Origin of the sequence: Streptomyces sp. NPDC026673, assembly GCF_040638135.1 — a bacterium.
In the GTDB taxonomy this organism is placed as follows: Bacteria; Actinomycetota; Actinomycetes; order Streptomycetales; family Streptomycetaceae; genus Actinacidiphila.
Genome location: NZ_JBEZXR010000096.1, coordinates 1 through 22,740, shown reverse-complemented (window position 1 = coordinate 22,740; position 22,740 = coordinate 1). Strand labels below are relative to the sequence as shown.

The 22,740-nt window shown below is 73.7% G+C and carries 25 protein-coding genes and 2 pseudogenes; 14 read left to right on the top strand and 13 right to left on the bottom strand.

Annotated elements, in window-relative coordinates; all coding sequences use genetic code 11:
- Positions 1–38: 38 nt before the first annotated feature.
- Positions 39–731, bottom strand: coding sequence for an FCD domain-containing protein (locus tag AB0F62_RS37930; protein WP_361810230.1), 693 nt, complete (start codon positions 729–731; stop codon positions 39–41).
- Positions 732–925: 194 nt separating this feature from the next.
- Between AB0F62_RS37930 and AB0F62_RS37925 the strand changes: the two genes are divergently transcribed.
- The 4 genes from AB0F62_RS37925 to AB0F62_RS37910 all read left to right on the top strand — a co-directional run bounded on the left by AB0F62_RS37925 (position 926) and on the right by AB0F62_RS37910 (position 5,341).
- Positions 926–1,519: a hypothetical protein gene (locus tag AB0F62_RS37925; protein ID WP_361810228.1), complete on the top strand. Its 594-nt coding sequence runs from the start codon at positions 926–928 to the stop codon at positions 1,517–1,519.
- The gene (locus AB0F62_RS37920) at positions 1,504–2,193 is read left to right on the top strand and encodes a DUF5987 family protein (RefSeq protein WP_361810226.1); all 690 of its coding nucleotides are present in this window, start codon (positions 1,504–1,506) and stop codon (positions 2,191–2,193) included. The genes AB0F62_RS37925 and AB0F62_RS37920 overlap by 16 nt, the downstream gene beginning before the upstream one ends.
- The gene (locus tag AB0F62_RS37915; protein WP_361810224.1) at positions 2,190–3,839 is read left to right on the top strand and encodes a GMC family oxidoreductase; all 1,650 of its coding nucleotides are present in this window, start codon (positions 2,190–2,192) and stop codon (positions 3,837–3,839) included. The genes AB0F62_RS37920 and AB0F62_RS37915 overlap by 4 nt, the downstream gene beginning before the upstream one ends.
- A gap of 524 nt (positions 3,840–4,363) precedes the next feature.
- Positions 4,364–5,341 carry an ABC transporter permease gene (locus tag AB0F62_RS37910; RefSeq protein WP_361810222.1) on the top strand — a complete coding sequence of 326 codons (978 nt, stop codon included), beginning with the start codon at positions 4,364–4,366 and terminating at the stop codon, positions 5,339–5,341.
- Positions 5,342–5,418: 77 nt separating this feature from the next.
- On the opposite strand, the gene AB0F62_RS37905 is transcribed toward AB0F62_RS37910, so the two are convergent.
- Positions 5,419–6,213 carry an SDR family NAD(P)-dependent oxidoreductase gene (locus AB0F62_RS37905; RefSeq protein ID WP_361810220.1) on the bottom strand — a complete coding sequence of 265 codons (795 nt, stop codon included), beginning with the start codon at positions 6,211–6,213 and terminating at the stop codon, positions 5,419–5,421.
- A gap of 55 nt (positions 6,214–6,268) precedes the next feature.
- Between AB0F62_RS37905 and AB0F62_RS37900 the strand changes: the two genes are divergently transcribed.
- Positions 6,269–7,675, top strand: a complete 1,407-nt coding sequence (locus tag AB0F62_RS37900; protein ID WP_361810218.1) for an amidase — start codon at positions 6,269–6,271, stop codon at positions 7,673–7,675.
- A gap of 5 nt (positions 7,676–7,680) precedes the next feature.
- Positions 7,681–8,250, top strand: coding sequence for a TetR family transcriptional regulator (locus AB0F62_RS37895; protein WP_361810216.1), 570 nt, complete (start codon positions 7,681–7,683; stop codon positions 8,248–8,250).
- A gap of 1 nt (position 8,251) precedes the next feature.
- Here the strand turns inward: AB0F62_RS37895 and AB0F62_RS37890 are convergent, their stop codons facing one another.
- The gene (locus AB0F62_RS37890) at positions 8,252–8,812 is read right to left on the bottom strand and encodes an ester cyclase (protein ID WP_361810214.1); all 561 of its coding nucleotides are present in this window, start codon (positions 8,810–8,812) and stop codon (positions 8,252–8,254) included.
- Between the two features lie 131 nt (positions 8,813–8,943).
- Between AB0F62_RS37890 and AB0F62_RS37885 the strand changes: the two genes are divergently transcribed.
- From AB0F62_RS37885 to AB0F62_RS37870, 4 genes are all read left to right on the top strand, one after another.
- Entirely contained in the window at positions 8,944–9,558 is a 615-nt protein-coding gene (locus AB0F62_RS37885; RefSeq protein WP_361810212.1) for a TetR family transcriptional regulator, read from the top strand.
- 148 nt (positions 9,559–9,706) lie between these two features.
- Positions 9,707–9,976, top strand: a complete 270-nt coding sequence (locus AB0F62_RS37880; protein WP_361810210.1) for a hypothetical protein — start codon at positions 9,707–9,709, stop codon at positions 9,974–9,976.
- Positions 9,977–10,198: 222 nt separating this feature from the next.
- Positions 10,199–10,342, top strand: a complete 144-nt coding sequence (locus tag AB0F62_RS37875) for a hypothetical protein (protein ID WP_361810208.1) — start codon at positions 10,199–10,201, stop codon at positions 10,340–10,342.
- Positions 10,343–10,389: 47 nt separating this feature from the next.
- Positions 10,390–10,983 (top strand): AAA family ATPase, encoded by a 594-nt coding sequence (locus AB0F62_RS37870; protein ID WP_361810206.1) that lies wholly within the window; start codon positions 10,390–10,392, stop codon positions 10,981–10,983.
- A 3-nt stretch (positions 10,984–10,986) separates the two neighbouring features.
- Here AB0F62_RS37870 and AB0F62_RS37865 read toward each other — a convergent pair whose 3' ends face one another.
- On the bottom strand, positions 10,987–11,826 hold the full coding sequence (locus AB0F62_RS37865) for a helix-turn-helix transcriptional regulator (protein ID WP_361810204.1): 840 nt from the start codon (positions 11,824–11,826) through the stop codon (positions 10,987–10,989).
- 286 nt (positions 11,827–12,112) lie between these two features.
- Complete coding sequence (locus AB0F62_RS37860; protein ID WP_361810201.1) at positions 12,113–12,505, bottom strand: SRPBCC family protein; 393 nt, start codon at positions 12,503–12,505, stop codon at positions 12,113–12,115.
- Positions 12,506–12,677: 172 nt separating this feature from the next.
- Here AB0F62_RS37860 and AB0F62_RS37855 point away from each other — a divergent pair, with 172 nt between their 5' ends.
- The gene (locus AB0F62_RS37855; RefSeq protein ID WP_361810199.1) at positions 12,678–13,658 is read left to right on the top strand and encodes a D-cysteine desulfhydrase family protein; all 981 of its coding nucleotides are present in this window, start codon (positions 12,678–12,680) and stop codon (positions 13,656–13,658) included.
- Positions 13,659–14,026: 368 nt separating this feature from the next.
- Here the strand turns inward: AB0F62_RS37855 and AB0F62_RS37850 are convergent.
- Together AB0F62_RS37850 and AB0F62_RS37845 are read right to left on the bottom strand one after the other, a co-directional pair.
- Positions 14,027–14,293 (bottom strand): annotated as a pseudogene (locus tag AB0F62_RS37850) (alpha/beta hydrolase); the annotation flags it as partial.
- A 134-nt stretch (positions 14,294–14,427) separates the two neighbouring features.
- Positions 14,428–15,612 (bottom strand): MFS transporter, encoded by a 1,185-nt coding sequence (locus AB0F62_RS37845; RefSeq protein ID WP_361810197.1) that lies wholly within the window; start codon positions 15,610–15,612, stop codon positions 14,428–14,430.
- A 72-nt stretch (positions 15,613–15,684) separates the two neighbouring features.
- Between AB0F62_RS37845 and AB0F62_RS37840 the strand changes: the two genes are divergently transcribed.
- The gene (locus AB0F62_RS37840; RefSeq protein ID WP_361810195.1) at positions 15,685–16,443 is read left to right on the top strand and encodes a DeoR/GlpR family DNA-binding transcription regulator; all 759 of its coding nucleotides are present in this window, start codon (positions 15,685–15,687) and stop codon (positions 16,441–16,443) included.
- A 51-nt stretch (positions 16,444–16,494) separates the two neighbouring features.
- Here the strand turns inward: AB0F62_RS37840 and AB0F62_RS37835 are convergent, their stop codons facing one another.
- From AB0F62_RS37835 to AB0F62_RS37820, 4 genes are all read right to left on the bottom strand, one after another.
- Positions 16,495–17,004: a DNA starvation/stationary phase protection protein gene (locus AB0F62_RS37835; RefSeq protein ID WP_361810194.1), complete on the bottom strand. Its 510-nt coding sequence runs from the start codon at positions 17,002–17,004 to the stop codon at positions 16,495–16,497.
- 376 nt (positions 17,005–17,380) lie between these two features.
- A complete protein-coding gene (locus AB0F62_RS37830; RefSeq protein WP_361810192.1) occupies positions 17,381–17,818 on the bottom strand; it encodes a Fur family transcriptional regulator in 438 nt (145 codons plus the stop codon).
- Between the two features lie 132 nt (positions 17,819–17,950).
- Entirely contained in the window at positions 17,951–18,160 is a 210-nt protein-coding gene (locus tag AB0F62_RS37825; RefSeq protein ID WP_361810190.1) for a DUF2180 family protein, read from the bottom strand.
- A 219-nt stretch (positions 18,161–18,379) separates the two neighbouring features.
- Complete coding sequence (locus tag AB0F62_RS37820; protein ID WP_361810188.1) at positions 18,380–18,868, bottom strand: carboxymuconolactone decarboxylase family protein; 489 nt, start codon at positions 18,866–18,868, stop codon at positions 18,380–18,382.
- A gap of 128 nt (positions 18,869–18,996) precedes the next feature.
- On the opposite strand from AB0F62_RS37820, the gene AB0F62_RS37815 reads away from it, so the two are divergent.
- Complete coding sequence (locus tag AB0F62_RS37815) at positions 18,997–19,923, top strand: pirin family protein (RefSeq protein WP_361810186.1); 927 nt, start codon at positions 18,997–18,999, stop codon at positions 19,921–19,923.
- Positions 19,924–20,061: 138 nt separating this feature from the next.
- Here the strand turns inward: AB0F62_RS37815 and AB0F62_RS37810 are convergent, their stop codons facing one another.
- Entirely contained in the window at positions 20,062–20,952 is an 891-nt protein-coding gene (locus tag AB0F62_RS37810) for a formate/nitrite transporter family protein (RefSeq protein WP_361810184.1), read from the bottom strand.
- A gap of 611 nt (positions 20,953–21,563) precedes the next feature.
- Between AB0F62_RS37810 and AB0F62_RS37805 the strand changes: the two genes are divergently transcribed.
- On the top strand, positions 21,564–22,376 hold the full coding sequence (locus AB0F62_RS37805; RefSeq protein WP_361810182.1) for an IclR family transcriptional regulator C-terminal domain-containing protein: 813 nt from the start codon (positions 21,564–21,566) through the stop codon (positions 22,374–22,376).
- A gap of 136 nt (positions 22,377–22,512) precedes the next feature.
- On the opposite strand, the pseudogene AB0F62_RS37800 reads toward AB0F62_RS37805, so the two are convergent.
- Positions 22,513–22,740 (bottom strand): annotated as a pseudogene (locus tag AB0F62_RS37800) (catechol 1,2-dioxygenase); the annotation flags it as partial.

Here is a 22,740-nt window from a genome sequence, read left to right as displayed (position 1 = left end):
GGCGTGGCGCCGTGGGCACCAGGGAACAGGCCACGCCCTCAGGCTGTCTCCAGCGCCTCCAGCATGATCCGTTGCGTCGTGGACAGATACGCCTGCGCCGCCGCCCGCGCCGCGGCGACGTCGCCGTCCTCGACCGCGCTGACCAGGGGTTCCAGCCGGGCCGCCGCCTCGGCCGGGTCGCGGAAGGGTGCGACGAGGCGGGCGCGCAGCGGCAGGTACGCGGCGAAGAGGGTGTTGGTGAGGAGCACGTAGACACGGTTGCCGGTGGCCTGGGCGAGGGCGCGGTGGACCTCGGCGTCGGCGAGCTGGACGGCGTCCGGGTCGGCCGCCCCCGCGACGGCGGCGAGCAGTGCGCGCAGCCGGGCCCGTTGTGCGGCAGTGGCCCGGGCCGCCGCGCGTTCGGCGATCAACACGCCCACGCTGCCGCGGACTTCGAAGACGTCGGCCAGCCAGTCGGGGCTGTGCCGTACGAGCATGGGCAGCAGATCGGCACCGCCCAGCCGGAGAAAGTCGCGCACCCGGGTGCCGACGCCGTGGCGGGTCTCCAGCAGTCCCGCCTGGGTGAGCCGGCCGAAGGCGTGCTTCACCGTGGTGCGGGTGACGCCGTAGCCCTCGGCGAGCCGGTGCTCGGGCGGCAGCAGGCTGCCGGCGGGGTGGGCGCCGCCCAGGATGTCCTCCTGGAGGCGGCGTTCCAGTACGTCGACGATGGTCTCGCGGGGCAGTGGCTCCACCGTGGTCGTCCTCTCGAAGCGGTCCGCTCCAGCCCATCGAGGAGGGGAGCGGCCCGTCAACACATTCAGGCAGTGGATGAGCCACTCATTCAATGAGTCTATGTGCAACCTCTTGCCCTGATGGCCCGTCAGCGGCATTCTGCGTGGTGCCCAGGCCCCGTACGCCCCGCCCCCACGACCGCCGGAGTCTGCCCATGCCCCGTTCCCGCCGTTCCTCACGCCTGCTGACCTCCGCCGTGGCCGCCCTGCTCGCCGCGACCGCGGTCACGGCCGCCACCCCGGCTTCCGCCTCCGCCGCCGCCGACCCGTACACCGAGCCGGCGTTCGCCGCCGACTGCGACTGGCACTCCTACGGGGAGGGTGAGGCGCCCGACCCCTGGCTGTGGCTGTCCGACCCGGTGTGCGTGGAGTACTCCAAGCGCGACATCACCTTCGACAACGGCGGTGCCCTCCGCTTCCTGCTCGCCGAACCCGCCCGGTTCGCCCTCGCCCTGCCGGTGTGCCGCTACTACCAGCGCGACCACTGGAGCGTGCAGTCCACCACCGGAGCCGTCCCGTACGTCTCCTGGGACGGCCGCTACTGGTTCGACAAGCGCGGCCGCCGCGCCGCGATGCTCCTGACGAACTTCAAGGTCAACGGGGTGACCGCGGGCATCGGCGACCTGGTGGCCGCGCTGCGCCCGTATCTGCCCGACCTCGCCGACGTCCTCGAGGCGTACGGCGACGAGGCCGGCGAGACGGGCCTGTCCGTCAGGCTGCCCTTCAGCCTGCTGTGCGCGGGCCGGTAGCGGTGGCCCCCGACCCCGGCGTTCCCGGCATCGACCGGCGCGCCGTGCTGCGCGGTCTGGCCGCCGCCGTCGCCGCCCTGCCCGCGCTGGGCACGGCGGCGGCGCCTCCCGCAGCGGCGGCGGCGCTCGGCTCCTGGCCGGTCTCCACGCTGGAGGCCTTCGCCGACACCCTCATACCGGGGGAGCGGCGCTCCTCCACCGATCGTGCGGTGGCCGGTGCCGCGCCCGGTCCGGGCGCCGTACAGGCCGGCGCGATCACGCTGCTGAGCTCGCCCGACCTGCCGCTCAACCCGCTTCTGCCGGGGATCGCGGCCCTCCTGGACGCCCGGGCCACCGCCTACGCCATCAGCCGGTTCATCCTGCTGCCCATCGACCGGCCGCCGTTCGTCGGTCTCGGCTTCGACCACCGCACCGCAGTCGTCGCCGGGCTCTTCCAGGCGGGCGACCCCGACCGGGCGATCTGGCAGCTGCTCAGCTTCCTCGTCGGTCTGGCCTTCGACACCGCGGCCCACCGGCACACCGCGCAGGCCGTCGCCGAGGGGCACCCCGGCCTGGTCTGGACGGGCTTCCCACCGCCCGACGCCGACGGGCTGTGGCGCTACCCCGCCCACTCCTACGGCACGGCCCTCGCCGCACCGCACCCCGCCACCACCCCCTCCGGGAGCCCCGCATGAGCCCCCAGACCACCGATGTCCTCGTCATCGGCAGCGGCTTCGGCGGCGCCATCCCCGCCTACCACCTCGCCGCGGCCGGAGCCCGGGTCACCGTCCTCGAACGCGGACCGCGGCTGGCCACCGAGGAGTTCACCCACGACCTGAACCTGGCGGCCTACCCCCGCATCGTCGACGTGATCAAGGGCGACGGGATCTCGGTCGTCGCGGGCAACTGCGTGGGCGGCGGCAGCGTCGTCTACTTCGCCGCGTCGCTGCGCGCGCCCTCCTTCGTCTTCGACCGGCGCGACGCGGCCGGACGGCGGCTGTGGCCCGCGTCCCTCAGCCGCGGCGCCCTCGACCCCTGGTACGACCAGGTCGAGCAGGCGCTGCCCGTGACGAAGCTCGACTGGCCCGACGTGTCGTACGCGGGCGGTGTGCTGGCCGCGGCCTGCGACCGCGCGGGGCACACCTGCAATCCGGTGCCCGTCGCGGTCGACCGGGCCCGCTGCACCGACTGCAACTGGATGCTGTCGGGCTGCCGCTTCGGGGCCAAGCGCTCCATGCTGCTCAACTACCTGCCCGCCGCCGAGGCCCACGGCGCCGAGATCCGCCCGCTGCACGAGGTCCAGCTGATCCGCCCGTCCACCCAGCCGGGCTACCGCTACGCCGTCGACTACACCACGGTCGACCCGGCGGACTACACCTGCCCCACGGGGGCGGGCACTCTCCACACCAAGGTCCTGGTGCTGGCCGCGGGCGCCGTCGGGACGCCGGTCCTGTTGCAGCGTTCGGCGCTCACGCTGGGCGGCGTCCCGTCCGCCGTCGGCGGCTACTTCTCGGGCAACGGCGACCGGGTCAGCGTCGCGGTGATGGACGAGGGAAAGGTCCGCTCCCTGCTGGGCCTGGCGCGCAGCGCCACCGTGGCGTACGAGGCCCTGCACATCGGGATGCCGATCACCGCCGCGTCCTTCGACCGCCTCGACGCGGGGGCGCCGCAGTTCTCCCGCTTCACCCTCCAGCAGATCTACTTTCCCACCGTCACCGGCACCCTGGCCCAGACCGCAGCGCAGCGCTGGTCGGGCGTCGCCAAGAAGCAGATGCGGGCCCGCTGGCGTTCCTGGCTCACCGTCCTGGCCATGACCGAGGACGAGGCCGAGGGAAGCTTCGGCGTACCCCCGCTCACCGGCAGTTTCACCCGGCTGGCCAACGGGCTGGGCCTGGGCACCATGCGGTTCGCGCCGACCGGCAACACACGCCGCGGCTGGGCCGAGGCCGACGCCCACGCGCGGGCGGTGCTGGAGCGGGACGGCCTCGCCACCGTCCGCCCCTGGAGCGAGGACGTCGCGGGCAGCGTCACGGCCCACCCCCTCGCCTCCTGCCGGCTGGGCGACTCCGCCGCACTGTCGGCACTGACCGAGCTGAACGAACTCCGCACCCACCCGGGCCTGTTCGTCACCGACGGCTCCGCCGTCCCCACCTCCCTCACCGTCAACCCCTCGCTGACCATCGCGGCCCTCGCCGAGCGCGCCTGCCCCGCCATCGCCGCCCGCTGCGCCCAGTACGGTGTCGCGGTGCGGTACGCGCCGAGCGATCCCCTGACCGGTACGACCCGCCGCGGCGAGGTCGCGGAGGCCGCGCGGGCCGTCGCGGCCCGCGCGGGGGCTTGAGTCTCCCCCGGGGGAGACGCGAGTGCGTGGCCGCGGAGGGCGCCCCGCCGTACGCGGTCGGCGACCTCCCGGCGCACCGCCGCGCCGTGCGGGGAGGTAGATGTGCCCACCGCAGTCGCCTCCCGTGCCGGGACGGCCCCGCCGCGTCGCGCCCCGCCCCCGTCGCGTCGGCGCGGCCCGCGCCGACGCCGCCTCGGGCCGGAGGCGTCCCGTCGCCGTGGCCGTCTGCGTGGCCGTCACCGTGGAGCACGCCGGCCACGTCGGCGGCGGTATGTCCGGCTCCTCGTGGTGGCGACGGCCGGCCCTCGTCCGGACCGTCCGGGCCCCGGAAGCCGTCACGGCCGGGTGACCGGACGAGGCCGTGCTCCCGTCGCGCCGCGGCGTCGCGCCCACACCCCGTCAAGTAGCGGGCCCGGATCACCGGCAGTAACTTGGGCGGCGGGTTCGCCCCACAGCCCAGGCCCTGCCGCGACGCTGCCGGGGGCGGGGCCCGGCCTTTCGGAGGGCGCGATGAGGGTACGCCGATGACTCACCCCTCCGGGTTGTCACGTTTCCGGCCCGCCGTGGTCATCGTCCTGCTCCTGGCGGTGGGAGCGGGGCTGTTCGCCGGCTCGTACAGCTTCGCCATGGCGCATCCGACGCCGCATCACGTCCCGATCGCCGTCGTGGACGACTCCCCGCAGCTGCAGAGGTTCGTGGCGGGGATGGACTCGGGCCTGAGCACCCAGTTGGTGCAGCGGCGCTTCGCCACGCGCGCGGCCGCCGTCGACGCCGTCGACCGGCAGCGGGTGTTCGCCGTGGCACAGACGCAGGCCGCGGGCGGCACCGTCTCGTTCGACCTGGTGCCGGCCGCCGGGGCCTCGGTGGCCCGGGTCCTGGCGGCGGCCGCGCCGACGGCGGCGGCGCAGGCCGGGGTGCGGCTCAGCCTGGGCGACCTCAGGCCGCTGCAGCCCGGCGATCCCCAGGGACTCGCGATCTTCTACATCACGCTCGCGGCGGTGATCGTGGGCTTTCTCGGCGCGGTGCAGCTGACCGTGCACGCCTCGGAGCTGAGACCGCTGGAGCGCTTCCTGACGGTCGTCGTCTACTCCGCGCTCGGCAGCCTCTCGATCGTCGCGGTGGTGGACTGGGGGCTGCACGTGCTGCGGCTGCCCCTCCTCCAGTCCTGGGCGATCCTGACCCTCACCATGGTCACCTCGGGGCTGGTGTTCACGGCGTTCTACATGCTCTTCGGCAAGTGGGCCATCCTGCCGACGTGGCTGCTCATGGTGCTGCTGGGCAACCCGTCCTCGGGTGGGGCGGTCTCCTGGCTGCTGCTGCCCGAGCCGCTGGGGGCGGTGGGGCGCTGGCTGCCGCCGGGGGCGTCGGTGAACGCGCAGCACAACGCGATCTACTTCGCGGAGAACCAGTACGCCTTCCCGTACCTGGTGCTCTTCGGTTGGGCGGTGGCCGCCGCCGCGGTCGCGTGGATCTGGCGCCGCCGCCGTTACCCGGACATGTGACCCGCCTGGACAGGCCGCGATGGGCGACGGAGCCCCCGAGACGGTGACGCCGCCGGCCCGCGGCGCCGGGCGGCCGTTCAGCGGCGGTGCTGCTGAGCCTCCACGATGTCCCGCGTGGCACGCTCGGCCGATCCGCTGAGGCGCTGGACGCGCGCCGCGAACACCGGGAACTGCCCGGCGACAGCCGTGAGCAGGCGCAGCTCGGGCGGGGCGACGTTCACCTCGCCGAGGTTGCGCTCGACAGCCCGTACGACCCCCGCCGTGACCTGGCGTGGTGTCACCGTACGGGCGCCGGCGGGCGTGCGGGCCCCCGTCTCGGCGAACATGCCCGCCTCCCTGACGAATCCGGGCTGGACCAGGGACACGCCCACGCCGGTGCCGTGCAGGTCCTCGCGGAAGCCGTGGGCGAAGCCGCGCAGGCCGAACTTGGAGGCGTTGTACAGCGAGGTGGACCGCGACGCGGCCTTGCCGGACAGGGATCCGATGAGGACGATGTGCCCCCGTCCGGCCTCGACCATGGCCGGGGCGAGCAGCCGTGCCAGCAGCACGGGCGCTCTCAGGTTCACCATCAGGGCGCGGTCGAGCTGGTCGGGGGAGTAGTCCAGCAGGTCACCGCTGCTCGGCAGGGCGGCGTTGGCGACGAGGACGTCGACACCGGCGCACTCGGCGGCCAGCCGTTCCACGTCCTCCCGGTCGGCGAGGTCGGCGGCGACGACACGGGCGTCCAGGCTCCTGGCCAGGGGTTCGAGTACGTCGGTGCGGCGCCCGCTGAGGGTCAACCGCGCGCCCCTGGCGGCGAGTTCGCGTGCCATGTCCTGGCCCAGCCCACCTGTGGCACCGGTGAGCAGAACGGTTGCCCCGGCGATGCGCATCCGTCTAACCTCCCGTCTTGTTCGTTCGAACGAACAATAGGGAGAGGGGGCGGCGGTGTCCACTGCCCGTACGGAGGGACTGGCGGCGCAGGCCCGGGCGCTGCGCGAAGGCGGCGTCACATCGGCTGAGCTGGTCCGCCGGGCGATCGAGCGCATCGAGGCCACCCAGCCGACCGTCAACGCCTTCCGCCGCGTGCGCGCCGAGGCGGCCCTGGCGGAGGCCGAGGAGGCCGACCGGCGGCTGGAGCGCGGTGAGCGCCTGCCGCTGCTGGGCGTGCCCGTCGCGATCAAGGACGACATGGACCTGGCGGGCGAGCCGACGGCCTTCGGCTGTGCGGGGGCGTTCCCGGACAAGCCCGAGGACGGGGAGGCGGTGCGGCGGGTCCGCGCGGCGGGCGCGATCGTGGTCGGCAAGACCAACACCTGCGAGCTGGGGCAGTGGCCGTTCACCGAGGGTCCCGCCTTCGGCGCGACCCGCAATCCATGGAACCTCGGGCACACGCCCGGTGGATCCTCCGGCGGTTCCGCGGCGGCGGTCGCGGCCGGGCTGGTGGCCGGCGCGCTGGGCTCCGACGGAGCGGGCTCGGTGCGCATCCCCGCCGCCTGGACGCGCCTGGTGGGCATCAAGCCGCAGCGCGGCCGGGTCTCCACCTGGCCCGATGCGGAGTCCTTCCACGGCCTGACCGGCAACGGCCCGCTCGCCCGCACCGTGGGCGACGCCGCGCTGCTGCTGGACGCCGCGGCCGGGCAGCATGCCGGGGACATCCACCGGCCGCCGCGCATCGGCGCGGTCGAGGCGGCCGGACGGGAACCGGGCCGATTGCGCATCGCCCTGTCCTGGCGGCCCCCGTTCGTCGCCGCCCGCGCCCCGCTCGACCCGTCCGTGCGGCGCGCGGTGCGCACACTGGCCGACGCCCTCGCCCGGCTGGGCCACCATGTGGAGGAGGCCGAGCCGCGCTACGGCCTGATCGGCCTCAGCTTCCTGCCCCGCGCCTTCGCGGGCATCAGCCAGTGGAGCGACCGGGTCCCGGACCGTACGCTCCTCGACCCCCGCACCCTCGCCGCCTCCCGGAACGGGCGCCTGCTCGCCGGGGCCGCCCTGCGCCGCGCCCGCCGCGCCGAGGCCGGTCAGCACCGCCGGATCGGGGAGATCTTCTCCCGCTTCGACGTACTCCTCACCCCGGCCACCGCGACCCCGCCGCCGGCCGTCGGGGCGATGACGGAGCTGTCCGGCCGGCGGACCGACCAGGCGGTGATCGCGGCCTGCCCGTACGCCTGGCCCTGGAACGTGCTGGGCTGGCCCGGCATCAGCGTCCCGGCGGGCTTCGGCGACGGCCTGCCGGTGGGCGCCCAGCTCCTGGGGCCGGCCCACAGCGAGCCGCTGCTGATCTCCCTCGCCGCGCAGCTGGAGAGCGATCAGCGCTGGTACGAGCAGCGCGCCCCCGTCGCGGTGACAGAATGACCGGCATGCCCAACCCCGCCGGCACCCGCCAGAACATCATCAGCGCCGTCCTGCGGATCATCGGTCAGGACGGTGTCGCCGCGGTCACCAACCGGCGCATCGCCCAGGAGGCCGGGGTGTCCCTCGGCTCCGTCACCTACCACTTCGCCACGCAGCACGACCTGTTGCGCGAGAGCCTGCTGCACTTCGTGGAGGAGGAGACCGGCCGCTTCACGGAACTGGCGGCGCGGGGCCGGGAGGAGGGCATCGACCTCAAGGGCGCCGCCGCGCTGGTCGGACAGGTCGCCGAGGGGACGGGCTTCGACAGCACCCATCTGGCGCCCTTCGAGCTGTACGTCCAGGCCGGCCGTGACCCCGCCCTGCGCGAGGCGGCGGCCGAGTGCTTCGCCGCCTACGACCGGCTGGCCGCGTCCGTCCTGGCCGCCCTGGGCGTGCCGGACGCCGAGGAGGCCGCCTCGACGGTCGTCGCCCTCGTCTTCGGTATGCAGTTGCGCCGCCTGGCCACCGGCAGCTCCGCCGAGAGCCTGGTCGACGCCCTGCTCCTCCTGGCCCGGGGCGCCTCGGGCGGTCGCTGACCTACGCCCGCGCCTGCCCGGCGGCCTCCGCGGCCAGCCGCGTGACCTCGTCGGCCGCCCGCTTGGCACGTCCGGAGACCTTCCAGCCGACCATGCGCAGCGCCACGGCCGGGGACGGCGGGAAGACGCCGAGCTGACCCAGCATCGTCACGTCGTCACGCAGCGCCTCGTGCCGGACGACCTTGCCGTCGCGGATGTCGAGCAGATGCACCTGCTCGAAGTCGATCTCGCGCCCCGTGGGAGGGATCGCCTGGTCGAGCGCGCCGTCCCGGAAGCGCACGAACGGGCCGGTGTGCCGTCCCTGCATGCGCAGCCGGATCCAGACCTGGTCGTCGTTGTGCGCGATGCCCAGCACGGGGAAGCGCAGGCCGGAGAAGGCCGAGCGCAGCCACGCGCCGGAGGCCAGGGTTCCCGCCGGACCCGGTATCGAGCAGGCCGCGGGCGAGACGGCCGCCTCGCGGTTGTGGTTGTCCGCGCCGACGACCTCGGCGGCCAGGGCCGCGTCGCCCGTCTCGAGGATCCGGAAGAGCCCTTCGGCCAGGTCCTTGGCGTCCATCGCCATCGTTCCCACCTTTCGCCCGCCCGCCCCGCGGGCCGGTCTCGTCGGGTGCGCGAACCGCGTACCCGATATTGAGGTTATAGACGACCGATTGGATAGGTCAAAACTGCACGCATATCCCCTAGGATGGCGCCATGGCCTCCAAGCGCGTGTACGTCTCCCCGCTCCGTGAGCAGGCCGCGGCACGGACGCGCGCGGTGATCCTCGAACAGGCCGAGGTGCTCTTCGCCGAACGCGGATACGGGCGGGTGACCGTCGCTGACATCGCCGCGGCGGCGGGTGTCGCCTCGAAGACCGTCTTCGCCAGCGTGGGCAGCAAGTCGGACATCCTGGACAGGATCGTCGACAAGGCCGTCGTGAATTCCGGCTACGAGGAGGCCGTCGCGCGCGTCCTGGCCCTGCGGACGCCGCAGGAGGTCCTCCAGGCGCTCGCCCGGGGTACGCGCGCGGGCAACGAGAGCCAGTTCAAGGCGCACGAGGCCATTCGCAAGGCGCTGCCCGTCCACGAGAACGGGGAGGCGCTGTGGGAAAGGGCCACAGCCGCCTACCGCGAGGCGCTGCGCGCCGTCGCCCGGCATTTCCTGGACGTCGGCGGGCCGGCCCGGCGCCACTCGCCCGAGGAGACGGCCGACCTGCTCTGGTTCTGGTTCGGCCCCACCGGCTGGCGCACTCTGGTGGTCGAGAACGGCTGGTCGTGGGACCGGGCCGAGGAGGTCCTGTACCGCACCGCGGTGGCCGCCCTCATCTGAAAGCGCCACTTCCCGGCAGTGCGGGAATTCGCCGGAAACTGCTTGATGATTCGTCACAAACCCGGTCCGGCTGTCACTCGTTAAGGCGATCCCTGGATTGACGGGCGTTCACCGGGGAATGCGTTCTGGCGAAAGGGAGTGATTCTTCATGGATTTGAAGATTCGCAGGCTCGTTTTCGGTGCGGTGATGCTGGGAGTCGTGCTGGGGGCCGTGATCGGGGCGATCTCGGCGGGGACCGTGTACAGCGTCGCCGTCGGCGCGTTGCTCTGCGCGACGGCCGGTGTCGTCGCGGTCCTCTACTGGAGCGAGCACGGAGGCGCCCGCCGTCGCCGTGTGCGCTGGGCCCAGCGGCCCGATCAGATTCCGCACCCGCGGCGTTTCGGCCGGCTCGACGGTCCCGACGCCTTCCGCTACTGACCCGGCCGGGCAGGGCGCCCGGGACCGCGAGTGCGCCGGTTCCCGGGCGCCGCCATACAACGCCCGGATCGGGGAAGGCGGGCCGCGACGCCCAGTGGAGGTGCCCATGTCGCCCGCGCCACACCCCGTCCGCCTCGTCCACTACGTCCACCACGGCCGCCGATCGTCCGACGGCCCCGCCCGATTCCCGCGAACACCGCTGCCGCGCAGGGGGGATCTGCGATGATCGCCGCATTGGTGCTCGGGCTGCCGGTGTTCCTGCTCGGCCTGATGTTCGTCCTGTCCGCAGTGGAGGACCGGTTGGTGAGTCCTCCCCCCACCCAGCCGTCGGCAGCCCCCAACGCGCCCGGCACGCAGGCGCCGTAAGCGGTCGCCCGCCGCGCTCCCGGTGGGCCGGCGGCGGAGGAGCCGCGTTGCCCGACGCCGACGCCGGAACCGGCCTCATCGTCTTCCTCAACGGCACGTCCAGTTCGGGGAAGTCGAGCATCGCCGGGGAACTGCTGAACATCCTGGACGAGACCTGCTTCCACATGCCCGTGGACGCCTTCCACGCCATGCGGTCCCGCCGGAGCGTGGCCCCCGGTGAACTGCCGGGGATGCTGCGGCGCACCTGGGCGGGGTTCCACCGCGCGGTGGCCGGCATGGCCGCCGCCGGCAACAACGTGGTGGTCGACCATGTGCTCGGCGAGCCGTGGCGCCTGCGGGACTGCCTCGGGCTCTTCCCTCCGAGGAACGTCGTCCTGGTGGGGGTGCACTGCTCGCTCCCCGAACTCGAACGGCGCGAGCGGGAGCGGGGAGACCGCCCCGTGGGCCTGGCGGCCCGCCAGTTCGGTTTCGTCCACGCACACGGCCTCTATGACGTCGAGTGCGACACGACCACGGCCTCCGCGGCCGAATGCGCCCGCCGTATCCGCGACTTCCTGCCCCGCAGGCCCTTCCCGACGGCCTTCGAGCGACTCGCGGCCGGAGCGGGTGGAGCGGGTGGAGCGGGTGGAGCGGGTGGATGACGGTTACCCGGTGAGCTGCTGGGTGCCGAGCACGGTGAGCAGCGCGAGGCGTTCGGCGTCCTCGGTGCCGGGCTCCGCGGTGTAGACCATGATGCGCAGATCGCTGCCCGTCACGGTGAGCACATCGCAGTCCAGGGTCAGGGGGCCGACGCGCGGGTGGTCGACGGTCTTGCGCGCCGCGTCATGGCGGCCGACCGCGCCGGCGTCCCACAACTCGGCGAACCTGTCGCTGTGCGCGCGGAGGTCGGCCACGAGCCGCCGCACCTGCTGGTCGGCCGGATAGCGGTCGGCGGCCGCGCGAAGGTCGGCCACGAGTGCCGATTCGAAGGCGGGCAGATAGTCCGGGGTGCGCCGGACCCGGCTGCCGCCGCCGACGAAGTGCTGCCACACCCCGTTGCGTTCATTGCCGCGCCACCCGGACGGATCGCCCATCAGCGCCGCGTACGGGGGATTGGCCACCAGGAGCGTCCAGGAGGCGTCGTAGACGGCGACCGGGGTCCCGGTGAACCGGTCGAGCAGCCGCTGCACGCTGGGAGTGATGTACGCCGGCACGGTGTCCGGCCCCGGGGGCGCCAGTCCGGCGAGCTGGAAAAGGTGCGCGCGCTCGTCGGGTGACAGCCGCAGCGCCCTGGCCAGGGCCTCCACGACCTGCGCGGACGGGTGGGAGGCACGGCCCTGTTCGAGTCTGGTGACGTAGTCCACGGAGATGCCCGCCAGTTGGGCCAGTTCCTCCCGGCGCAGCCCCGCCGCGCGCCGGTGCCCCCCGACGGGCAGCCCGGCCGCCTCCGGGGGGACCCTGTTGCGCCACCGCCGTACCGCTCTGCCGAACTCCGTTGCCGCCATGCCCTCAGTGTGCGTCGGCGCGGGCGGGCCTGCCTGGTACCAGGAGTCCCAGGAAGCCGGGCGGCGAGCGGGTGGCCGCGGTCGCCGTGTGCCGAGCGGCCGTGCGCCGCGCCCGACCGCCCCACGTCGATATTTGACTCAGTCCAAACTGGGATCTACGCTCATGGCGACGAGAGGGAGGTCCCGGGCCCGCTGGGACGTGCGGCGTCCCGGGACACCGCCCTCTCGCCCCGGCGGTGCGGCCGGAGCCGACCGTTGGCCCGGGCTCGCGGCCGCGCCGTCGGCCTCAGGCCGTGACCATCCGCGACAGGCGGTGCAGGCTCTCGTCCAGCACCTGGTCGACGACGTTCCCCGGCGGCGCGATGCTCTCGTCGAAGAAGGACAGGTGGATGGTCACCTCACTGGTCCGCTCGTCGGTGCGGTCCACCTGCAGCCACCCCGCGTAGCGGGCGTCCTCCCGGGTACCCCACTCCAGCCTCTTGTGCGCGCGGTCGGCCCGGAAGAGCGCGTCCGCGTCCCGTCCCGTGTCGTCGTCGTGCACGGTGACGGCGGGCGGGTCGGCGGCCCGGACGTGCAGTTCGTCCGGGAGCCAGGACTCGATGCGGCCGAGGTCCTCCGCCTGGTCGAAGACACGATCGGCGGAGGCGGTCATGTTCATGGAGCGCTCGTACTCACTCACGGCGATCCCACCTCCTCAGGGGGAATTCGAGTGTCCCTCCCCTCGGTCGCGCGGGCCACCGCGGTCCTTTCCGCCACCCTCGGCGCGGCGCCGGACGGCAGTGCCCACAATGGACTCCACCGGCGTCCCGAGGCGCCGGGTCCCGTCGCCGTCCGACCCTGGAGCGCAGCCGATGCCCGGCAAGATCACGCTGTCCACCTGGCCCACCCCCGTCGAGCCCATGCCGCGACTGGCCGCGGCCCTGGGCCTTGAGGCGGACGACCTGTGGATCAAGCGGGACGACCTCACCGGACTGGGCGGCGGCGGAAACAAGGTCCGCAAGCTGGAGTGGACGGTCGGCGAGGCACTCGACGCGGGCGCGGACACCCTGGTGACGGTCGGGGCCGCGCAGAGCAATCACGCACGCCTGACCGCCGCGGCCGGTGCGCGCCTCGGACTCGACGTCGTCCTCGTCCTCCCCGGCAAGGAGCCCGACGAGGGATCCGGCACCGGCAACCTCGTCCTGGACGGGCTCTTCGGCGCGAGGGTCGTCTGGGCGGGCGACGGTGAGCCCAGCGCCCTCGCGGGGGTCGCCGAGGAGGTCTGCACCGCGTTGCGCCGCGAGGGAGCGCTGCCCCATCTCATCCCCTTCGGCGGCTCGAGCCCCAGCGGCGCGCGCGGCTACCTCGAGGGCGGTGAGGAACTCCGCGCCCAACTGCCCGACATCGCGCATGTGGTGGTGGCCCTCGGTTCCGGCGGCACCATGGCCGGCCTCGTCGCCGCGCTCGGCGCGGAACGGGTCCTCGGCGTCGACTGCGGCGCCGTGCCCGAGCCCGCCAGGGCGGTCGCCTCCCTGGTGGGCGCCATCGCCCGCAGCGCCGTCGCCGCGGACGCGCTGCGCGTCCGCACCGACCAGGTCGGCGCCGGTTACGCCGCGCTCCACGAGCCGGTCTTCGAGGCCATGCGGACGACCGCGGGAACCGAGGGGATCGTCCTCGACCCCACCTACACCGGCCGCGCGATGGCCGGCCTCTTCGCGGCCGTACGCGACGGCGACATCCGCCGCGGGCAGCGCACCGTGTTCCTGCACACCGGCGGCCTGCCCGGCCTGTTCGGGCATGCCGAGGCCGTGCGGCGCTCGGTCGCGGCGCTGCGGCCGTACGAACGGAGCTGACGGGGGGCGTTCACGATCGGTCGGCCAGTACGGCGTCGACGAAGCGGCCGCGCGGCACCGGGTTGCCGCTGAACCACAGGGCGAGCCGGTGCTCCGCGTCGGGGTAGGTGAGCCGGGTGAAGCGCGAGCGGGAGCCTCCGAGCGCGGCGGCGACGGCCTCGGTGACGGGGGGGCGGGATCACCGCATCGGTGGCGGGCGTCGCCAGTACCGCCCGGACGGACAGGGAGCGGAACACCTCGAGGGCGGGAGACGTCCGCCAGCTGTCCGGTGTGCGGATGATCTCGGTGAACCCGGCCCCGAACGGAACCGTCCACGCCTCGGCCGCGTAGACGGCGGGCGCGCACAGTCCGATGGAGGCGACCCGTGGACCGTAGTGCCGTGCCAGGTCGGCGACGGTCTGCCCGCTCATGCTGAAGCCGATCAGGGCCAGACGGTGACCGGTCGGGACACGCCCGTCGATGACGGCCCGGGCCTGGAGGAACCGCCGCTGCAGGCTCGATTCCGCGAGGCGGCCGGAGCTCGCGCCGTGCCCGGAGAAGTCGACGGCGACCGCGTGGCGGCCCCGGGCGGCGATATCGGCGAGGAGGCCGGTGAGCCTCTCCTTGTCGCTGGTTCCCGCGCCGTGCAGGACCACGGCCGTCAGTGCCCGCGACCGGGCCCCGTGCGCCGCCCGGGGGAGCGCGGCGGAGCAACTGAGGGATTCACCGTCGCAGTTCACGGTGAACGCCTCGATCGGCGCGGGGTGTCCCGCGGTGCGCTCGGTGCCGTTCACGCCGCCGCCACCTCCTGGCGCGCCGGGGCGGTCTCCGCGGGCCGCAGGACGCCGGCCGCCGCGGCGGCGACGACGCAGCACGCCACGGGGAGGAGGAAGGTGATGTTGAGCGGCACGAAGTGGGTCAGCGGCCCGATGATCGCCGGTCCGGCGAGCATGCCGAGGTAGCCGAGTCCGGCGACACGGGAGACGTTGGCGCCGGCCGCGCCGGGGTCGGCGTGGCCCGCCGCGCTGAACAACTGGGGGACGCAGCCGGACAGTCCGGCACCGAAGACGGCCCAGCCGGCGACGGCGAGGGGTATCCAGGGCGAGAGCGCCGCCGCGACCAGCCCGGCCGCGGCCACGGAGGCACCGCCTCGCAGGACGGCGAGGGGGCCGACCCGGGCGGCCACGCGGTCGACGACGAATCGGCCGACGGTCATGGCGGTGGCGAAGGCTCCGTAGGCGAGGGCGGCGGTGGCGGCCGGCGCGTCCAGCACGGTGCTCAGATGGAGCGTGCTCCAGTCGTTGGCCACGCCTTCGCACATCATGATCATCAGTGCGAGCACGGCCAGCCCCCAGATGCGCCGGGGTGTCCTCCGGCGGACACCCGGTTCGGCGACGGTCTCCTCCGCGGTGCCCGTGTCCGACCGCAGCAGGGCGGGGGCCGCGGCGATCGCGACGACCAGACCCAGCGCCGCCACCGCGCCCAGCGTCCACGCCGGGCTCCAGTCCTGGCCGAGCGTGCGCGCGCCGGCCAGCGCGGCCAGGACGCCGCCGATGGAGAAGGTGGCGTGGAAGGCGGACATCACGGGCCGCCGGTAGGCCTGCTCGACCTGCACCGCGTGGGCGTTCATGCTGACGTCCAGGCTGCCGTTGCCGATGCCGAGCAGCAGCAGGGCCGCCCCCAGCGTCCAGGCGCTGCCGGCCAGTCCCGGCAGGACGACCGTGGCGCTGCAGAGCGCGGCGCTGAGCGGTACGACCGTGCGGGCGCCGAGCCGGTCGGTGAGCGGACCGACGATCTGCATGCCCGCGAAGGCTCCGGCGCCGAGCAGCAGCAGGAGCCAGCCGAGCGTGGCGTGGCCGACCCCGGCGCGGTGCTCGATCTCCGGGATGTGCACGATCCACATCCCGAGGACGAACCCGTTCAGCGCGAAGTAGGCGAAGGTGGCCAGCCGTGCGGCCCGCGGCGTTGTGTTCACGTATCGAACATAGCGAACAGAAATCGTTTGTGAAACCTTGAGTTTCGAACGTTCTGGATGTTCAATCGGGTCATGGCTGGTACCGACCGACTGAGGCAGATCACCGACGCCGTGCAGGAAGCGGGGCGCATGGGCGTCGCCGAACTGGCCGCGCTCACCGGCGCGTCGGAGATGACCGTCCGCCGCGACCTGGAGGTCCTGGCCGCCCAGGGAGTCCTCGAGCGCTACCGCGGTGGTGCGAGGAGCCTGCTGCTGCGAGGTGCGGAACCGCCCTTCGGCCTCCGGTCCCAGGAGGGGCAGGAGGCCAAGCGGCGCATCGCCGTCGAGGTGGCCGGGCTGATCGCCGACGGCGAGGCCGTCGTCCTGGACAGCGGCACCACCTGCCTGGAGGTGGCCCGGGTGCTCGAGCAGCGCCGGCTGACGGTGATGCCGCTGTCCCTGCACGCGGTGAACGCCCTGAGCGGCGCCGCGCGGCTGACCCTGCTCGTCCCCGGCGGGCGGCCGCGGCCCGGCGAGCTGGCGCTGACCGGCCCCCTGACCGTGGCCTCGCTGGCCGCGCTGCGCTTCGACACCGCCGTCATCGGATGCTGCGGTCTCACCGCCGCCGACGGTCTGACCGCCTACGACCTGGACGACGCCGCCGTCAAACGGGCCGCGATCGCCTCCGCCCGGCGGGTCATCGCGGTCACGGATGGCGCCAAGCTCTCCCGTACCGCCCTCGCCTTCGTCGCCCCCGCGACCGCGCTGGACGCGGTCGTCACCGACGACTCCGCGCCGGACGCCGCCGTCGACGAGCTGGCCGCGGCGGGTGTGACGGTGCGGAGGGTGTGACCGCACGCCCGGGCGGGGGCGTTACGGTCGGCGTGCCCGCCTCCGCGGCGCTCAGTCGTGGGCGAGCCGGTCGCGCAGCATCCAGGCGTGCTTCTCGATCGACTGCAGCGTGGTGTTGACCAGGTCCCCGGTGGCCGGGTCCTCGTCACCCGCGGCGCTGAACGCCGCGCGCAGCACGCATCCGACGGTGTTGAGGCGGCCGAGGACGAGGGCCGTGGCGCGGGCGTCCTCGATGCGGCCCGCGGGGAACTCGGGGAGCGTCGTGGTCCGCGCGACGCTGTCGCTCCTGCCGTCCGGAGTGGCGCCGAGGGCGCGCATCCGCTCGGCGAACTCGTCCGCCGCCTCGCGGGCGGTCGCGGCGATCTCGTCCAGTTCCAGGTGCAGGCCGCGGAAGCCGCGGCCGACGACGTTCCAGTGCGCCTGCTTGGTCTGCGCGTGCAGCTCCAGGAGGTCGACGAGGACGTCCTGGAGGGTGGCGGCCAGCGGCGCCGAGGCGGTGAAGGGGGCGGCGTCGAAGGTGCGACGCCGGTTGTCCGGGGAAGCGTGCAGGGTCGTGGTCACGATGAACTCCGTTCGCGGGGGCGGTCGGTGTGCCGTGCGGGCCGCTTCCGCCGTGGCGGCCGGCCGCGCGGTCGCGTGTCGGTGGCGTGTCGGTGGCGCGGGCCGTGATCGGTGGGTGAGGTCGGGTCTGCGTCCGGCTGCGATGGGGGCGACGTACCCGCGGCGGGCCCTTCGGGGCGGGTGCGGGGCGCCGGATCGCCGGGCCGGGGTGGGGCCGGTGACGGCCGCCGTCCTGTTGTACTCCCCACACTACGCCTAGATTAGACAGAGTCAAATCTAGGCTCTCGCGCCATCCCGGCACGCGAAAGCCCCCCGGGTCCGGCGATGCGGATCCAGGGGGCTCGGAGCCCGAGTGGGCGCGATGGCGGCGGGTCGCTCACGCGCCCAAGGCGGCCTTCTGGCACTCGGCGCACAGGCCCCACCAGGTGATCTCGGCCTCGTCGATGGCGAAGCCCTTGCCCTCCACCGGGTTGAGGCACGGGGCGGCGCCGACCGCGCAGTCGACGTCCTCGATGCGGCCGCAGCCGCGGCACACCAGATGGTGGTGGTTGTCGCCGACGCGCAGTTCGTAGCGGGTGGCCGAGCCGGCGGGCTCGATGCAGCGGATCAACTGCGCGTTGGTGAGGTCTTCGAGCACGTTGTAGAGGCCCTGCTTGGACAGCCCGCTCGCGCCCGGCGAGCCGGCGCCGATCCTCGCCTCGATCTCCGAGGCGGTGGAGTGCGGATGGCCCCGCAGGGCCGTGAGGATGGCGCGGCGCTGCGCCGTGCTGCGCAGTCCCTTGCTCTTGAGCAGGTCGCCCGCTGACTGCTCCATGGCCGGATTCAGCTCCTCCCGGGTCGCCGCGCGGATGCCCGCCCGCCGGAGGGTCCGGCCGCCCGCCGACCGACGCTACGCCCGAGAGTTGACGAAGTCAAATGTGGCGGGCCGTGACGCCGGACGGCGTGTTCAGTCGGCGGTCTCGGCGGTGTGGCAGGTCGTGCAGACGACGCGCCGTGCCGGCAGACGGCTCGTCGCCCGGCCGAGCCCCTTCGGCTGGTGGACGCGGAGGCGGACGACGCGGGAGTGGTCGGCGCAGGTGAAAAGGCCGCAGCGGGTGCAGACGCCGATGCCTTCGCTGTCGTGGCGCGCTTCCTGGACGCAGTCGTAGCACTTCACGCGAACTCGCTCCGTGGGGTTGGGGGGAGGGGCGCGGTGCTCGACGCCCCTACCTTCGAACGTAGGCGCATGAATTGACTGAGTCAAATCTTGAGGGTCGACGCTGGAGCGCAGGAGGGTCGCCTCCCGGGCGGCGCCATCGTCGGCCGCCTCGACGGGATCGCCGGGCGGCACGACGGTGGCTCCCGGCGGCGTGGCCGCGACGCCCGGCCTCGGGGCCTACTGCCGCGGGGCGGGGCGGACCGGGTGCTTGCTCAGGATGGAGACCCGGTTGAAGGAGTTGATGGTGATCGCCACCCAGATGAGGGCCGAGAGCTCGTCGTCGCTGAACACCTCGCGCGCCGCCTCGTAGGCCTGCTCCTGTGCGGCGGCGTCGGTGGGGTCGGTGGTCGCCTCGGCCACCGCGAGGGCGGCGCGTTCGCGGGCGGTGAACAGCTCGGTGTCGCGCCAGGCGGGCAGGACCGCGATGCGCTGCGGCGTCTCGCCCGCGCCGAGCGCGGTCCTGGAGTGCCGGTCGAGGCAGAAGGCGCAGCCGTTCATCTGGGAGACGCGGATGTTCACCAGCTCCACCAGCTCGCGGTCGAGTCCGGCCTCCGAGGCGACGGCTCGCACGGTTTCGGCGGCGGCCAGCATGGCCTTGTAGGCACGCGGACTCTGCTTGTCGATGAAGATCCGCCTGCTCGTCCGAACCGCCGTCGTGTCGCTCACCAGCACTCCTTCGCCGGGCCGTCTCCGGCCGCCGTGCGATGCGCCCGTCGTCCGTCCGGGGCGTCGCCGTATCATCACCACCATGATTGTTGAAATCCCAAGCAGTCGTTGTGTGAGAAGCGCGACAGATGAGTGAGACCCAGGCCGGGGCCACCGTGGAGGTCCTCTCCGCTCGTGACGTCCCCCTCGGCGGACCGCGGGCGATGACCGTGCGGCGCACGCTGCCGCAGCGGGACCGCTCTCTGATCGGCGCGTGGTGCTTCGCAGACCACTATGGGCCGGACAATGTCGCCGACTCCGGGGGCATGGACGTCGCGCCCCACCCGCACATCGGGCTCCAGACCGTGAGCTGGCTCTTCAGCGGCGAGATCGAGCACCGCGACAGCCTCGGGACCTTCGCCTATGTGAGACCGGGCGAGCTCAACCTCATGACCGGCGGGCACGGCATCAGCCACTCCGAGGTCTCCACCGAGCGCACCACGATGCTGCACGGCGTCCAGTTGTGGGTGGCGCTTCCCGAGCGGCACCGGGACAGCGCCCCCGACTTCCGGCACTACGTCCCGGAGCCCGTCGCGCTCGGCGGCGGCGAGGCACGGGTCTTCCTGGGGTCCCTGGCCGGGGACACCTCTCCGGTTCCGACCTTCACCCCCCTGCTCGGCGCCGAACTCCACATCGCTCCCGGCGCGACCGTCACTCTGGCGATCGACCCCGCCTACGAGCACGGCCTGCTGGTGGACAGCGGTGACGTCGACATGGCCGGCACGCGGCTGCGCCCGGCCGAACTCGGCTATCTGGGCCCGGGCGGGGACACCCTGACCCTGACCAACCACGCGGACACCCCCGCCAGGACCGTGCTGCTCGGAGGGCCGCCCTTCGGCGAGCGGATCATCATGTGGTGGAACTTCATCGGCCGCACGCAGGAGGACATCGAGCAGGCCCGGTCCGACTGGATGACCGGCACCCGGTTCGGTGAGGTGAAGGGCTACGACGGGGAGGCACTGCCCGCCCCCGAGCTGCCGCACGTGCCTCTCAAGGCGCGGGGGAACGTGCGCTGACCGGCTGACCGGCTGACCGGCTGACCGGCGCGCTGCCGGCGGTCCCGCGGGCCCGCCGGCAGGACGCGCTCCGCGGCCGCCGGTGCGGGCGGCGTACGCGATCGCGGCGTCCAGCCGGGCCCCGAGCCGGGTGCCGTCTCAGCCCCTGGGGCCGGCCGGTTCCGGCAGCACGCTTCCGTTCTCCGTCGCCGGGACGTGGACGGCTGCCGGCGCCCCGGATCCGGCGGGCCTTCCCGGCCGCCCGCGGCCCACGAACCCGTAGGCCGCGCCCACCAGCAGACCGCCGCCGACGAGGTTGCCGAGGCCGACCAGCAGCAGATTGCGCGCGAAGCCCGCGGCGGTCGCGTCCGGTACGTGTTCGAGCATTCCGAGCGAGTAGTAGGTCATGTTGGCCACGACGTGCTCGAATCCCGAGCCGACGAACGCCAGCAGGGCCCAGAAGATCAGCGCGATCTTGGCGCCGTCCGACCTGGTCCGCGCCGCCGTCCACACGCCGAGGCAGACCAGGAAGTTGCAGAGCACCCCGCGGAAGAACAGCGCGCCGCCCGACTCCGCCGCCTTGGTCTTGAGCAGGGTGGTGAGCAGGGCGAGCGCCGGGGCGGTGTGCCCGGGGGCGGCGCCGGCGGTGATGACTCCGCTGCCGTGCACCAGCAGGGCGAAGAGAACGGACCCGATCAGGTTCCCCACGAACGAGCCGACGACCAGCGCCACCGCGTTGGCGCCGTTGATGCGGCGGGCGATGACGCCCTGGACCGTGGTCATCATGTTGCCGGTGGTCAGCTCGGCGCCGGCGAAGACCACAAGGGTCAGCGCCACGCCGAACAGCAGGCCCTGGACGAGCTTGGTGAACGGTGACGAGACGGCCGCCAGCGGTCCGGTGACCGTGAGCAGCAGGACCGCCGCGACGCCGACGAACGCGCCGGCCAGCAGGGAACTGACCAGATAGCGGCCCGGCCCGCGGAGGCCGGCGGCCTTGTCGGCGGCCGCCTGCCCCTGCTCGTCGAGTGCCTGGGCTACGGGGATCGGCATGCTGTCACCTCTTGCCTCATGTGCCGGAATGTCCGTCTTGCATTTCCCGATGCTAGGTCGGCGAAAGTGCCGGGAAGGCAAACGAGTCGCACGTCACATCGCCGAAATGGCCACCCTCTGGCGTAATGCAATATCCGGTGAAAAGTGCGGTCAACGGAAAGTCGCTCAACGGTAAAGAGACGGCGTTCCGGCTGGTGGTGGCCGCTGCCGGTGGACGCAGGCGGGGGTGGTCCCCGAGTTCCGTCCGGAGGGCGAAGAAGGGTGCATCGCGCTCGGCGGGGACCTGTTCCGGGCAGGTGACCGGCATTGTGCGATCGGATGCGTGGTACCGGAAATTACCCGGGAGTGTCCTTCGGTGGAAAATCGCCGCCGGGTCCGTGGGTGGACTTTTCGCACGTCTGCCCCGCCGTGGCGGCCGCGCGCGGGAGTCGCGGGTCCGATCCGTGGCGCCCGACGCCGGACGATCGTCCGTATAATGGCCCGCGAGAGGATGCCTGCGCAGTCGGGGGTCGGCAAAGGGAACGGACGCAGGTGCGACGCGGCTTGCGGAGGGTCCGTCCTACGGTCATCGACCTGCCGGGCATCGCCGTCGTCGACGCGGGAGGCATCGGATGGCAGGGCGCGGTAGCGGTCCGGACTTCGTGGAGGCGCTGGCCCGTGGGCTGGACGTGCTGGGCTGCTTCGACGCACGGCACCACCGGCTGACCCTGAGCGAGATCGCCGCCGCGACGGGGCTGGCGCGGCCCACCGCCCGCCGCCTGCTGCTGACCCTGGAGGAGCTCGGCTACGTCCGCGCGGAGCAGGGCGCGTTCACCCTGACGCCGCGGGTGCTGCGTCTGGGCATGTCCTATGTGAGCTCGCTCGGCCTGTGGGAGGTGGCCCGCCCCCACCTGGAGACCCTGGTCACGCAGACCGGGGAGTCGTCCTCGATGGCCCAGCTGGACGGCTCGGACATCGTCTACGTGGCACGGGTGTCCGTTCCGAAGATCATCGCGCTGCGGGTGGACATCGGCACCCGCTTCCCCGCCCCGCAGACCTCGCAGGGCAAGGTGCTGCTCGCCGCCCTCGGCCCGGAGGAACTGGAGGCCGTCCTGGCGGAGCCCAGCCGCTCGGGGCTGCCGGAGTTCCCCAGGCGGTCGCGCGAGGAGCTCGCCGCGGAACTGCGCACGGTCCGCGCACGCGGCTGGGCCCTGGCCGACGAGGAACTCGCCCCCGGCGTACGGTCGGTGGCGGTGCCCGTACGGGACGGCGACGGGGTGGTCCGCGCGGCGATGAACGTCACCGTGCACGCCGCCGAGACCGCTGTGGACGTGCTCACCACGAAGCACCTCCCCTTGCTGCTGCGCGCGGCGGGGGAGGTCTCGGCCGACTGGGCGCTGTGGCAGAGCCGGCCGCACGCCGAAGTGCGGCCGGCCGCCGGCTGACGCCCTCGTCCGCGCCCGCCTGAAGCGCCCGCGGCCGCCCCCGCCACGCCGGGACCGCGGGGCGCTCGGACCGCCGGGAACGGATCGGGCGCCGCGACGTGGTGGGACGCCGCACGAGCGGCCGGCCGATGCGGCGTCAGCTCGGCTGCAGGACGAAGTCGTACTCGGCGTGCAGGTAGGGCACGTCGACGGCGGTCCCGTCGGGCGCGGACCCCGCCGGCCGTTCGGTGAACCGCACCACCAGCGCCTCCTTCGTGCCGAAGACGACATCGCTGTCCAGGTACTCGCTGCCCTCCTGGAACAGATGGGTGATCAGCTTCTCGTACCCGGGCTCGTCGACGAGGAAGTGGACGTGCGCGGGGCG